General features: G+C 66.1%; 10 protein-coding genes. All 10 read left to right on the top strand.

Annotation, left to right across the window (positions count from 1 at the left end):
* The first annotated feature begins 191 nt into the window (after positions 1–191).
* The 10 genes from ACFTR6_RS17205 (at position 192) to ACFTR6_RS17160 (ending at position 13409) form a co-directional block, all read left to right on the top strand.
* Positions 192–1382 (top strand): ROK family transcriptional regulator, encoded by a 1191-nt coding sequence (locus tag ACFTR6_RS17205; protein WP_087873660.1) that lies wholly within the window; start codon positions 192–194, stop codon positions 1380–1382.
* Between the two features lie 130 nt (positions 1383–1512).
* Complete coding sequence (gene mmsA / locus ACFTR6_RS17200) at positions 1513–3069, top strand: multiple monosaccharide ABC transporter ATP-binding protein (RefSeq protein WP_076798435.1); 1557 nt, start codon at positions 1513–1515, stop codon at positions 3067–3069.
* Positions 3070–3112: 43 nt separating this feature from the next.
* Positions 3113–4390: a multiple monosaccharide ABC transporter permease gene (gene mmsB, locus ACFTR6_RS17195; RefSeq protein WP_076798436.1), complete on the top strand. Its 1278-nt coding sequence runs from the start codon at positions 3113–3115 to the stop codon at positions 4388–4390.
* A 55-nt stretch (positions 4391–4445) separates the two neighbouring features.
* Positions 4446–5546 carry a substrate-binding domain-containing protein gene (locus ACFTR6_RS17190; protein WP_377958759.1) on the top strand — a complete coding sequence of 367 codons (1101 nt, stop codon included), beginning with the start codon at positions 4446–4448 and terminating at the stop codon, positions 5544–5546.
* Positions 5547–5824: 278 nt separating this feature from the next.
* Complete coding sequence (locus ACFTR6_RS17185; protein ID WP_377958758.1) at positions 5825–7288, top strand: ABC transporter permease; 1464 nt, start codon at positions 5825–5827, stop codon at positions 7286–7288.
* Positions 7289–7290: 2 nt separating this feature from the next.
* On the top strand, positions 7291–7998 hold the full coding sequence (locus tag ACFTR6_RS17180; RefSeq protein ID WP_377958757.1) for an ABC transporter ATP-binding protein: 708 nt from the start codon (positions 7291–7293) through the stop codon (positions 7996–7998).
* 157 nt (positions 7999–8155) lie between these two features.
* On the top strand, positions 8156–9226 hold the full coding sequence (locus ACFTR6_RS17175; RefSeq protein WP_377958756.1) for a Gfo/Idh/MocA family protein: 1071 nt from the start codon (positions 8156–8158) through the stop codon (positions 9224–9226).
* A 124-nt stretch (positions 9227–9350) separates the two neighbouring features.
* Positions 9351–10535, top strand: a complete 1185-nt coding sequence (locus ACFTR6_RS17170) for a hypothetical protein (RefSeq protein ID WP_377958755.1) — start codon at positions 9351–9353, stop codon at positions 10533–10535.
* Between the two features lie 87 nt (positions 10536–10622).
* Positions 10623–11921, top strand: a complete 1299-nt coding sequence (locus ACFTR6_RS17165) for a hypothetical protein (protein WP_377958754.1) — start codon at positions 10623–10625, stop codon at positions 11919–11921.
* Positions 11922–12284: 363 nt separating this feature from the next.
* Positions 12285–13409, top strand: coding sequence for a serine/threonine-protein kinase (locus ACFTR6_RS17160; protein WP_377958797.1), 1125 nt, complete (start codon positions 12285–12287; stop codon positions 13407–13409).
* Positions 13410–13445 lie beyond the last annotated feature (36 nt).

The raw sequence follows: 13445 nt of genomic DNA, 5'->3' as shown, positions 1-13445 counted from the left end.
GTGGACGCCCCGCCCAGCACCGGGCGCCGTTTCCATCAGCGTATCTGCGGCGGCGGCCCCCAGTCCGGTCCATTTGCACCGTCCCGCACGCTCCGCGGGATGGATCGCCCGCCACGAGTTATTCGTCCAGATGCCGGGGTATTGCGTTAACTTCTTGACTACAAGGGCGGGAATGGTGCAATGTTCATTTCATGCCCTCACCATCGAGCTCAACGAGGAGCCGAACCAAAAACCCCGGGTCGCAATCGGCCCTCAGGAGCCTGAACCAGCAGCGCATCATCGAGTGTCTCCTGAACGGCCCCTCGACCCAGGCGGAACTGGCGCGGCAGACGGGACTCTCCACGGCGACGGTGTCCAACATCGTCAAAATCATGCAGGATTCGGGGCTCGCATCCACCGAGCCGACCACCAGTTCCGGACGGCGGGCGCTCAACGTCCGGCTGAACAGCAACGGCGCCGTGGCGGTGGGCATCGACTTTGGCCGGCGGCACCTGAGGGTGGTTCTTGCCTCGCTCAGCTACCACATCATCGCCGAAGAATCCGTCCTCCTGCCCCTCGGCCACCAGGCCGAGCAGGGCATCCAGGCCGCCGTCGCACTGCTGGACAAACTGCTGGCCGACAGCGGGGTGGAGCGCAGCGCAGTGGTGGGTGCCGGCGTCGGAATTCCCGGCCCCATCGACCACCGGACCAGCACTGTCGCCCAGGGGGCAATCCTTCCCGAATGGGTGGGCATCGACATCCTGGAGCGCCTCGAAGAGGCGTTCCAGTTCCCCATATTCATCGACAACGACTCGAATTTGGGTGCCCTGTCCGAGGTCACGTGGGGACCCCACAGCGGCGTCAGCAACCTGCTGTTCATGAAGATCGGTTCGGGCATTGGCGCGGGGCTGATCCTCAACGGCAACCCCTTCTACGGCAACGTCGGCATCACGGGCGAAATCGGGCATGCGACCATCCACGAACACGGCCTGATCTGCCGCTGCGGCAACCGGGGATGCCTGGAAACCATCGCCTCCACCACCACCATGATCGAACTGCTGAGCCGGGGCGAGGAGCGGCCGCTCACGCCCGAGGACATCGTCCGCAAAGCACTCGCGAGGGACGCCGCCACCCTGCGCGTAGTGGACGACGCCGGCCTGGCTGTGGGACGCGCGCTGGGGAACGTGGCGAACCTGATCAATCCCGAGGTGATTGTGGTGGGCGGTCCGCTGGCGGGGCTGGGCGACATCCTCCTGGACCCGATCCGGCGCGGGCTGGTGCGGCACGCCGTGCCGGTCGTCGGGGAAACCACCACCCTGACCATGTCCTCGCTGAACGACCGGGCCGAGGCCCTGGGCGCCGCCTCGCTGGTCTTCCAGCACGCAGGAATCCGGCGCACGTAGCGTTTCGTTATCCCGCCGTTGCGTTAAAGACTTGACGACAACGGCATGCTCCATCTACTTTTTTCATCAGACGGCCCCTGTGACTTGCAGGGGAGACAACGAAGTCAATGCATTGGAGGCGTAAGGGCAAATGACGTCCCTCAACACGCAGAGCGAACCGGTTCTCCTGGAGATGCGCTCCATCACCAAGGAATTCCCCGGTGTTAAAGCCTTGTCCGATGTGAACCTTCGGGTGAAGGCCGGCGAAATCCACGCGATCTGCGGGGAGAACGGCGCCGGCAAGTCCACCCTCATGAAGGTGCTCTCCGGCGTGTACCCCTACGGCAGCTACAGCGGCGACATCGTGTACCAGAACGAGGTGCAGCAGTTCAAGGACATCCGGGCCAGCGAACATGCCGGCATCGTGATCATCCACCAGGAGCTTGCCCTCATCCCGGAACTCTCCATCACGGAGAACATCTTCCTGGGCAACGAACCGGTCAAGCGGGGCGTGATCGACTGGGCCGAGGCCCGCACCCGGTCCCGTGAGCTGTTGGCCCGGGTGGGCCTGCGCGAGGACCCGGACACCCCGATCAAGGAGATCGGCGTCGGCAAGCAGCAGCTGGTGGAAATCGCCAAGGCGCTGAACAAGTCCGTGAAGCTCCTCATCCTCGACGAGCCCACGGCGGCACTGAACGAATCCGACTCCCAGCACCTGCTGGACCTGATCCTGGGCCTGAAAGGCCGCGGCATCACCTCGATCATTATTTCCCACAAGCTGAACGAGATCGAGCAGATCGCGGACTCCATCACCATCATCCGCGACGGCAAGTCCATCGAGACGCTCAACGTCAAGGCCGACGGCGTGGACGAGGACCGCATCATCAAGGGCATGGTGGGGCGCACCCTGGAATCCCGGTTCCCCGACCACGAGCCCAAGATCGGGGAGGTCCTGTTCGAGGTCAAGGACTGGACGGTGGGCCACCCGCAGGTCCAGGACCGCCTGGTCTGCAAGGGCTCCAACTTCTTCGTCCGCCGCGGCGAGATCGTCGGCTTCGCCGGGCTGATGGGCGCCGGCCGGACCGAGCTCGCACGGTCCGTCTTCGGCCGCTCCTACGGCCGCTTCATCAGCGGCCGGATCTACAAGGACGGCAAGGAACTCCACCTTAAGAACGTCAGGCAGGCCATCGACGCCGGCCTGGGCTACGTCACGGAGGACCGCAAGTCGCTCGGGCTGAACCTGCTGGATGACATCAAGACCACCACGGTCTCCGCGGCGCTGAAGAAGATCAGCAAGCGCCTGGTGGTGGACGCCAACAAGGAATTCACCATCGCGGAGCAGTACCGCAAATCCCTGCGGACCAAGACACCGTCCGTGGAGGAGGGCGTGGCCAAGCTGTCCGGCGGCAACCAGCAGAAGGTGGTCCTGGCCAAGTGGATGTTCACCGACCCCGACCTGCTGATCCTGGACGAACCCACCCGCGGCATCGACGTCGGCGCAAAGTACGAGATCTACGGGATCATCCAGCAGCTGGCCAACCAGGGCAAGGGCGTCATCGTGATCTCCTCCGAACTCCCCGAACTGCTCGGTCTCTCCGACCGCATCTACACGATCTTCGAAGGCGCCATCACAGGTGTCCTGAACAAGGAGGAGGCCAGCCAGGAAAGCCTCATGAAACTCATGACCTCCAACCGCAAAGCCGCCTGACCCTCTGGAACCCTCCAGACCCTTCCAGAACAAGGACTGACAAATGAACGCGCTCAAGAAGCTCTTTGGCGGCAACACCCGTCAATTCGGCATGATCTTCGCCCTGGTGGCGCTGATCATTTTCTTCCAAATCGCCACCGACGGCCGCACGCTGACGCCGGGCAACGTGATCAACCTCTTCAACGGCAACTCCTACATCCTGATCCTGGCCATCGGCATGGTGCTGGTGATCATTGCCGGCCACATCGACCTGTCAGTCGGTTCCGTCGCGGCCTTCGTCGGCGTCACGGTGGCCCTGGCCATCCGGGACTGGGGAATCCCCTGGTACGCGGGCATCCTGCTGGGCCTCGCGCTTGGTGCGCTGATCGGAGCCTGGCAAGGGTTCTGGACGGCCTACGTGGGCATCCCCGCGTTCATCGTCACGCTGGCCGGCATGCTGCTGTTCCGCGGTTTCAACCAGTTCGTCGGCAAGTCCAACACCATCCCCGTCCCCTCGGACTTCCAGTACATCGGCTCCGGCTACCTTCCGGAGGTCGGCCCGAACACCGGCTTCAACAACCTGACGCTGCTGCTGGGCCTGCTCGCCGTCGCGTTCGTGGTCTTCAGCGAACTGCGCAACCGCCGCACAGCGAAGGCCCTCGGCGCGGAGGTCCCCGAGGGCTGGGTGGTGGCCACCAAGCTGATCCTGGTCTGCGGCGCCATCCTCTACGCCACCTACCTGTTCGCCACCGGCCGCCCCGGCACGTCCTTCCCCATCCCCGGCCTCATCCTGGCCGTCATGGTCCTGGTCTACGGCTTCATCGCCTCCAAGACGGTCGTCGGCCGCCACATCTACGCCGTGGGCGGCAACCGCCACGCGGCCGAACTCTCCGGCGTCCAGTCCAAGAAGGTCAACTTCATGGTCATGATGAACATGGCCATCCTGGCCGGCCTCGCCGGCATGATCTTCGTCGGCCGCTCCACAGCCTCCGGACCGTTCGACGGCGTGGGCTGGGAACTTGACGCCATCGCGGCCGTGTTCATCGGCGGCGCCGCGGTCACCGGCGGCGTGGGCACCGTGATCGGCTCGATCGTCGGCGGCCTGGTCATGGCTGTCCTGAACAACGGCCTGCAGCTGCTCGGCGTCGGCGCCGACCTGACCCAGATCATCAAGGGCCTGGTGCTGCTGATCGCCGTCGCGTTCGACGTCTACAACAAGAGCCAGGGCAAGCGCTCCATCATCGGCATGCTGACCCAGAACTTCAACCGCCCCAGCGGAGGCACCCCGCTCCAGCCCGACGAAGTGACCTCCACCAAGGAAACCATCTCCCGGGAAGCCTGAGCACCGCCCGCTCCCCGGATGTTTTTCCCACCCCTAAAGAAAGTGAACCGAGCAAATGCGAATGATTGGTAAGGCAGGAAAGGCGGCAGCAATGGCTGCCATTGCGGCACTGGCGCTGACAGCCTGCGGCCGTTCCGAGTCAGGAACCACGGGCGGCGGCACCGGCGGCGGGGAGGCGTTCCCCAAGGACTCCTCAATCGGCGTCGCACTTCCCCAGAAGACCAGCGAGAACTGGGTCCTGGCGGAGAAGCTGTTCAACGACGGCCTCAGCGAGGCCGGCTTCAAGCCGGACGTGCAGTTCGCCAACGGCGGCGTCTCGGAGCAGCAGAACCAGATCAGCGCCATGATCACCAAGGGCGCCAAGGTCATCATCGTCGGCGCGATCGACGGCGCCCAGCTGGGCACCCAGCTGAAGCAGGCCAAGGACGCCGGCGCCACCATCATTGCCTACGACCGCCTGCTGCTGAACACCGAGAACGTGGACTACTACGTGGCCTACGACAACTTCAAGGTGGGCGAACTGCAGGGCAAGGCGCTGCTGGATGGCATGAAGGCCAAGAAGCCGGAGGGCCCGTACAACATCGAGCTCTTCGCCGGCTCCCCTGACGATGCCAACGCCAAGGTCTTCTTCGACGGCGCCATGAGCGTCCTGCAGCCGAAGATCGACGACGGCACGCTGAAGGTGCTCTCCGGACAGAAGTCCTTCGAACAGGCTGTCACCCAGGGCTGGAAGGCCGAAAACGCCCAGCGCCGTGCGGACACGCTCCTGACCGGCAGCTACACCTCCGCGTCACTGGACGGCGTGCTGTCCCCGAACGACACCCTGGCCCGTGCGGTGCTGACCGCCGTCAAGGCTGCCGGCAAGCCGCTTCCGGTGGTCACCGGACAGGACTCCGAGGTTGAATCGGTCAAGTCCATCATGGCCGGCGAGCAGTACTCCACCATCAACAAGGACACCCGCAAGCTCGTTGAGCACTCGATCGTCATGGTCAAGGACATCCAGGCCGGCAAGACGCCTGAGATCAACGATGACAAGTCCTACAACAACAAGGTCAAGACCGTTCCGGCCTACCTGCTGGAGCCGGTCATCGTGACCAAGGAAAACGTCAAGACGGCCTACGTGGACGATCCGGTTCTCGGCCCGATCACCAAGTAACACCGCAGACACCACAGAGCCCCGGCTCCCCCGAGTGACCAGTTCACGAAGGAGGGCCGGGGCTCTTCCGTTGCCGCCACCCAACGCTTCCTCACCTCCTGCCGCCCCCACCCCCACGCTTCCTCACGTCCTGCCGCCCCCACCCCCACGCTTCCTCACCCGCGTCGCCACGGCTTCACAGCGGAAACATAGGTTCGGCCCGTTTCCCGCACAGCAGCGGGCACCAGTGTGGAATCCGAAGCCGGCCAATCCCCCGGCATGTGATCCCAAGGAGTGCAGTGAGCGTCCTCGCCCGAAGTGTAGGCAATGCGTTTAGAAACAAGGTCCGAACAGCCGCCGTTGTGGCCGTGCTGGCTGTCGCGATCGGCCTGGCCCTGGCCATGCTGGTGGCCAACCAGGCGGTCGGCGCCAAAGTCCAGGAGCTGAACGCTTCGGTGGGCACCGTGCTGACGGTGAACCCGGCCGGCGGCCAGGGCTTCGAAGGCGGCGGCGAGCCGCTCACCGCCGAGCAGGCAGCAACCGCCGCGGACGTTCCAAACGTGACCGCCGTCGTCGGAACCAAAGCGTTGCGGCTGCGCAATGCAACCGAGGCCGCAGCACAGGCGGCGGCCGGAACGCAGGCCGGCCCGGGCGGCGGGCAGGGCGGCGGCCCCGGTGGCCAGACCACCACGCTGACCACCAGCCTCACGGCCGCCGTCGACGCCGGAACGCTCGGCGCACGCAACCAGGACAGCACCGGAACCACCGGGACAAACGGAACCACCGGCACCGCCCAGCCTGCGCGGTCCCTTCCGATCACCGCCACCGGCACCGGCGCGGAGGTGGACAGCACCGGCAAGGCGCTGGAACTGACCTCGGGCACCGGCCTGGGTGACTACACCAAGGAATCCGCCAAAGCGCTGCTGGGCACCACGCTCGCCGAGAAGAACAACCTCAAGGTCGGCTCCACCTTCACGATCAACAGCAAGACCTTCACCGTCGCCGGCCTGTTCGACGCCGGCACCGCGTTCGGCAACAACGCCCTCTACGTCACGCTCCCCACGGCCCAAACGCTGGCCGAGCTGCCCGGCGAACTGTCCACGATGATCGTCACCGTGGACAGCATGGAGAACGTCGAGACCGCCAAGACAGCACTCCAGAACGCACTCGGCACCGACAAGGCCGACGTCACCCAGGGCCAGCGCAACCTCGAAACCGCCGTCACCTCCCTGGACAGCGTCAAGAACATCTCCATGGTGGCGTTCATCGCCGCACTGGGCACCGCGGGGCTGATCATCCTGCTGATCATGGTCATGCTGGTCCGCGAGCGCCGCCGCGAAATCGGCGTCCTCAAAGCCATCGGCGCACCCAGCCGGACCATCGGGCTGCAGTTCGTGCTCGAGGCCCTGGTCCTGGTGGCCCTCGGCAGCGTGGTGGGCGCCGTTATCGCCTCCTTCGCCAGCGGCGGCATCGCCTCCGCCCTCGTCAGCTCAAACACCAGCACGACTGCGGCCCCCGCCGGCCAGCGCGGCGGCGGGTTCGCCGGGGCTGGCGGAGGATTCCCGGGCGGACAGTTCCAAGGCGGACAGGGCGGCCCGTTCGGCGGCACGTCCCAGCTGCTGACCTCCGTCACGGCCAGCGTGTCCCCCGGCATCCTTGCCGCCGGCATCGCAGCAGTGTTCGGCGTCGCCATCATCGGCGCGCTGGTTCCGGCGCTGCTCACCGCCCGCATCCGCCCCATCGAAGTCCTCCGAGGAGAATAGCCATGATTGAAGTCAAGGATCTTGTCCGCACGTTCAGGTCCGGCGACCGGACCATCAAGCCGGTCAACGGCGTCAGCTTCGAACTGGAGCAGGGCACACTGGCGTCCATCGTGGGCAAGAGCGGCAGCGGCAAGAGCACACTCCTGTCCCTCCTGGGTGCCCTCGACAAGCCCACCAGCGGAGACGTCGTCGTCAATGGCGTCAGCCTGGCGGGCATGCCCGACGGCAAGCTGACCGAATACCGGCGCCGGGACATCGGATTCGTGTTCCAGCAATTCAACCTGGTCCCCAACCTCTCCGCACTGGACAACGTCATGCTGCCCATGGAGTTCGCCGGCATGCGGAAGTCCGCCAGGGCTGAGCGGGCGCGGGCGCTGCTGGAGCAGGTACAGCTCGACCCCGACAAACACGGCCGCCGCATCAACCGTCTCTCCGGCGGCGAGCAGCAGCGCGTGGCGATTGCCCGGGCCCTCGCCAACGAGCCGAAGCTGATCCTCGCCGACGAGCCCACGGGCAACCTGGATGAGCAGACCGGCGACCACATCATCGAACTGCTCAGTTCCCTCAGCCGGGACCACAACACCACCATCCTCGTGGTCACCCACGACCGCACGCTCGCCAACAAGACGGACCGCAGGTTCCGGCTGCAGCAGGGCACGCTCACGGAGGAAACCGTCCGCGGCCGCACTGCAGAACCGGCAGCCGTCTAGAGCCCGCAGTCCAGGGGGAACCGCCGTCGGGGTTAACGCGGAAGGTGGGGGCGGGCCAGAAACCCTCCCTCACCTCTCGCAGGTTTTTACCTAACCCTCCCTCACCTCTCGCGGTGTTTTACCCAACCCTCCCTCAGCCGGGTGAGAGGATGGCGTCATGACGTCACCGATCGCCAAGCCATGGCTCTTCACCCAGCCCAACCAGGATCCCCTTGCCGCCACCGGCCGCAGGCTGCGGTGGGGTGTCATCGCCACGGGCCGGATCGCATCCCTGGTGTCGCAGGACCTGGCCCTTCTGGAAGATGCGGAACTTTACGCCGTCAGCTCCCGCGCGCAGCACACCGCGGACGCGTTTGCAGGCGAGTTCGGCTTTGCCGTGGCGTACGGGGACGACGGCGGACGGCTCGGCTATGAAAGGCTCCTCGCCGATGACGCGGTGGACGTCGTCTACGTGGCAACGCCGCACGCCCAGCATCACCGGGTTGTCCTGGCTGCGCTCCGCGCAGGCAAGCATGTTCTTTGCGAAAAGGCGTTCACCATCAATGCCCGCGAAGCTGCCGAGCTGATCAAGGTGGCCCGCGAAAAGAAGCTGTTCCTCATGGAAGCCGTGTGGAGCCGGTTCCTGCCCAGCATGCAGAGGGCGTTTGAGATCGCGCATTCCGGCGAACTTGGAACCGTCCAGTGGGTCACGGCCGACCTTGGCTTTCCGGCGCCTTACTCCCCCACGGCAAGGCTCTGGGCTGTGCAGGACGGCGGCGGTGCACTCCTCGACATCACCGTTTACCCGCTGCTGTGGGCCCTTGGCACCTTGGGTTTCCCGCAGACGGTCAGTGCCATGGGCACTTTGAACGACGACGGCGTGGACGCCCAGAATGCGCTCACCCTGGGTTACCATCACGGCGCGCAGGCACAGCTCACTTCGTCCCTGCTCGCGCACGGCCCCCGCAGCGCGACTGTTGCCGGCAGCCTGGGGTACCTGCAGACTCTCGGCTCGATCAACAACCCCAAGAAGCTGGTGGTGGGGATCGGGCAGGAGACGCCGCGGACGGAACACTTCGAGGTGATGGGCCGGGGCTATACGTACGAGCTTCGTGAGGTGACGCGGTGCGTCCAGCAGGGCCTCACCGAGAGCCCGGTCATGCCCCTCGAGGACTCGCTAAATACGATGCGGCTGTTCGATGGAGTCCGCGCGCAGCTCGGTGTCGCGTATCCCAATGATGCACACTGAACAGGCCTGCCTACCTTACTCGAATCGAAAGAATTATTGCCTCCGGCTCTGGACTCTCACTTTGAGGCAGGCTTAGGCTGAAGACGGTCGTCGATTGATTCGGTGAGCTCGGGGGGTGTTAAGCATGACCATCGCGTCTTTGTCGTTGTCTGTGCTGCGCCCTTTGCGTCCTGTTCTGTTGGCCGGCGCCGCTGCAGTGGCATGGCTGGCTGTATCCGCCCCAGCCGCGGACGCCGACAATTCCCCGCAATCTGACTCCCTCGGCAGCAGCATTTCGTCGGCTGTCTCCTCGGTCAACGGCAGTGCGGGCAGTGTGGCAGGCGGCGTTGGCACGCTGGTCTCCTCCACCGCCCACGCAACCCGCGCCGCTGCCCAGCAGACGCCGGACGTAGCACCGCCGCCGCCTCCGGCTGTCGATCCGGCTGCCATCCCGGCACCTTTGCCAGCGACGCTAGCGCCGGCACCGGCCGAACAACCGTCGGTTGTTGCGCCTCCAGCTGTGACTCCCGTCCCTGCCGCGCCTGCGGCGCCCACGCCTGTGGCCGTGGTTGCCCCGGTGGTGGCGGACATTGTTGAGCCTGTCGACGCCGCCTTGGGCGGCCTGCCGCTCGGAGGAGCGGTTCCCGATGACACCGTGGCCGGGGTTACTGATCCTGTGATGGCCATTGCTGATGAAACGCTAACGGACGCGGGCGAGACAGTCCTGAAGCCGGTGGCCGGGATTGTGGCACCCGTAACCGACGCCGTGAGCCCGGTCACTGACGCCCTGCCTGTCGAGCTTCCCGTTGGCCCGGTCACGGACGTGCTCACGCAGATACTTCCTCTAGCGGATCCAATCATTAAGCCGCTAGAGGAGGCCCTCACAGGGACTGTCGCCGTTCCAGATCGGCTCACCGCAGCTGGTCTCGCTGAAACGGGCCGAATTTACGCAAGCCCAGGGGTCGCAGGCAGCCTCGCCGCGCCCTCTGCAGCGTCTGCGCCGGCCGTTCAGCCTGCCCTCGGCTCGCCGGCTCATCACAGCCAAGTGGTCGCGCCAAAGGCGGTCGCGCCAGCGGGGCCTGCCCCGAAGATTCCTGCCGGCGGAGACTCACCGTCCGGTGGGGACCGCACGCCAACGCCCGAGGCGCTGCTTCCGGCTCCGGCCTCAGGCTCGGGCAGCGGCACATCCTCCGGCGGCCCCTCTGCTTCCGCCGCCTGGCTAAACAGCTCCTTCGAATACCTGCCGCTCATGGGATTTGTCCCCGTCAGCGGACCCCTTCAGCATGTTCCTTCGCCGGTGGCCAACGACCCCGGCTCCCGTCCTGACTAGTTGGGCCCCTTCTGCCTCCCTGCGGCAGACACACGGCCAATCAGGCTGCCATGAGCACCTGACAACAACTTTTCAGGAGACATCACAATGCACCAGACAGTTCGCAGGGGCCTATTAGGCACCCTCTTTGCCGGAGGGCTATTGGCCCTCGGCGCTACCGCGGCGAGCGCGGACACCACTGCCACGGGCGCGGTCGACATCGCGGCCGAAACCGCTTCGGCGGACCTCAATGCTTCGACGTCGCTGGGTCTGCTGGGTGGCCCAGCGCCGTCGAATTCTTCCACTGTCAGCGTTAACGCCGACCTCGACCTCAGCACCGGAACCTCAAGCGGCAGCACTGCCGCCGTGGCACCGGCGGCGACGGCACTGGTCGACGTCAACCTCGGCAACACGACCGTGACCGGAACCGACACCACCCTTCCGGCCACGGACGCTACCGCCCTGGTCGACGTCAACCTCGGCAACACCGCCGTGGCGGGCACCGACACCACCGTTGTTCCGACCACCGACGCCACCGCCCTAGTCGACGTCAACCTCGGCAACACCACCCTGGACGGGACCGACACCACCGTTCCGGCTACGGATGTGACGGCCGCCGCAGACATCAACCTCGGCAACACCCCGGTAGCAGGAACCGACACCACCGCTCCTGCCGCTGACGCCACCGCCCTGGTCGACGTCAACCTCGGCAACACCCCGGTAGCAGGAACCGACACCACCGCTCCTGCCGCTGACGCCACCGCCCTGGTCGACGTCAACCTCGGCAACACCAACGGAACGGGAACCGGCACCACCATCCCTGACCTGACCGCCGTCGTCGACCTCAACCTCGGTAACACAGGTTCACTGGGAACCGGTGCTGACGGCACTGTCGACCTCGGGCTCGGCACGGGAACCGACACGACTGTGGACCTGGGCGTTGATCTGGGAATCGGACTGGGCACAGGAACTGAGACCACGCCGCCTGCTACCGATCCGGGTGACGGAACCGGTTCCGGCACGGCCCCCGGTGATGGAACAGATACCGGCGGCACCAGCACTGACGGCACCGGCGCGGCGGGTACCGGAACCGAAGGCAGCGGAACCGGCACCGATACGACCGGCGGAGCCGCAACAGGCGCCGGCACGGCGGGTTCCGGCACCGAAGGCACCGGAACCGGAACCAACGCACCGGCCGCGGCCATCCTTCCTGCGGGTTCGCTGACCACCGGCGCCGCAGCATCGGAGAGCACGGCAACCAAGGCGAACGCAGGCATGGCCAACGGAAACACGGCCACCGGACAGCAGACGCTCGCCAACACCGGAGCCGACGCCGGGCTGCTGCCCCTGGCCCTGGTGCTGCTCGCCATCGGCGCACTGCTCGTGATCCGCAGGAAGAAGGCCTAAGGGTCCAGACCCCGGTCAGAAAGGAATAGCCGCCTTCGTCGGCGGTCCGCCGCAATGGAGTTCACAAGACTCCCAGATGCCGGACCGCCGGCGAAGCCGTGCTCGTCTGAGCGACAGGCGCCGGCGACAGGCGCAGGGGCCAGGCCCCCGGGCACCAGGCGGCGGGGCAGGATCCCGCGCAGCACCTGCCCACCGGTCCGCCAGCCACAGCCCGCGGCAAAATTTAATAAGTACACGTATTATCCTTAACACCGAGCCACAGCGGATAAGGACGGCAACGTGTTGGAAGAAACGCCCGTCGGGGTGACAACGGATGTACTGGGCGGGCGCTACCGGCTGGGTGAAGTGATCGGACGAGGCGGCATGTCCTCGGTCTACACAGCCGCCGACGAGAACCTGGGCCGGGACGTCGCCCTGAAGCTCTTCGCCCCGCAGGCCGCCGACGCCGACGAACTCAAACGGCAGGAAGCCGAGATCCGGCTCCTTGCAACCCTGAACCACCCCAGCCTCGTCACCCTGTTCGACGCCGGCGTGGACACCCGCATACCGGACCAGCCCAGGCCCTTCCTGACCATGGAACTCGTGGAGGGCCAGGACCTGCGCAGCCGGATCCGCCACAGCCGCGTTCCGCTCGACGAACTGTCCGTCATCGGCGCCGGCATCGCCGATGCCCTCGCCTACGTTCACGGGCTGGGCATCATCCACCGCGACATCAAACCCGCCAACATCCTCCTCGTCCAGGTCCGGCCCGGCGAACCGGTCCGCCCCAAACTGACCGACTTCGGCATCGCCCGGATTGAGGACGGCACGCGGCTCACAGCCACCGGCACCATGGTGGGCACGGCCGCCTACCTGAGCCCCGAACAGGCCATGGGCTCCCCGCTCTCTCCCGCCTCGGACATCTATTCGCTTGGCCTCGTGCTGCTGGAATGCATCAAAGGCACTGTCGAATACCCGGGCAGCGCCGTGGAATCAGCGGTGGCACGGCTGCACCGTGCCCCGGAAGTACCCGACGACCTGCCCACTGAATGGCAGCACTTGCTCGCTTCCATGACCGCCCTCGAACCCTTGGAGCGGCCCTCCGCCGCCGACCTGGAAGTGGCCCTCCGGCATGCCCTCGTGTCACCCGACTCCGCTCCCGGAGAGCTGGCAGAGGAGCACACCCGCATTCTTCCCGCCCTGCCCTCCCGGCCGCCGTCGATACTTCCGTCCGGTTCATCCGAGCCGCAATCAACAGCCGAAACTCAAGCACACCCGTCACCGGCACCCGAAACGTTGCCAGGCCCAAGCGCCCGCGCTGGCGCAGCGAAGAGACGCCGACGTTTCCGGATCGGCGCCGGGCTTGCCGCCGCCGCTCTGCTTGGCGGAGCAGCCGCGCTGACTGTCGCCGCCAACTCACCTGCAACGCCCGACGTCGTTCCCTACCCCAGCGTCAGCGGCACCTTGGGCGACCATCTCAAAGAGCTGCAAAGGAGTGTTGAACCATGAGCCCACGCCGGACGCAGGCCGCGTGGCGCCGGGCGA

The organism is Arthrobacter sp. NPDC057009 (assembly GCF_042673905.1).
Classification (GTDB): Bacteria; Actinomycetota; Actinomycetes; order Actinomycetales; family Micrococcaceae; genus Arthrobacter.
The sequence above is the reverse complement of the archived record's forward strand: the minus strand, read 5'-3'. Positions and strand labels throughout refer to the sequence as shown.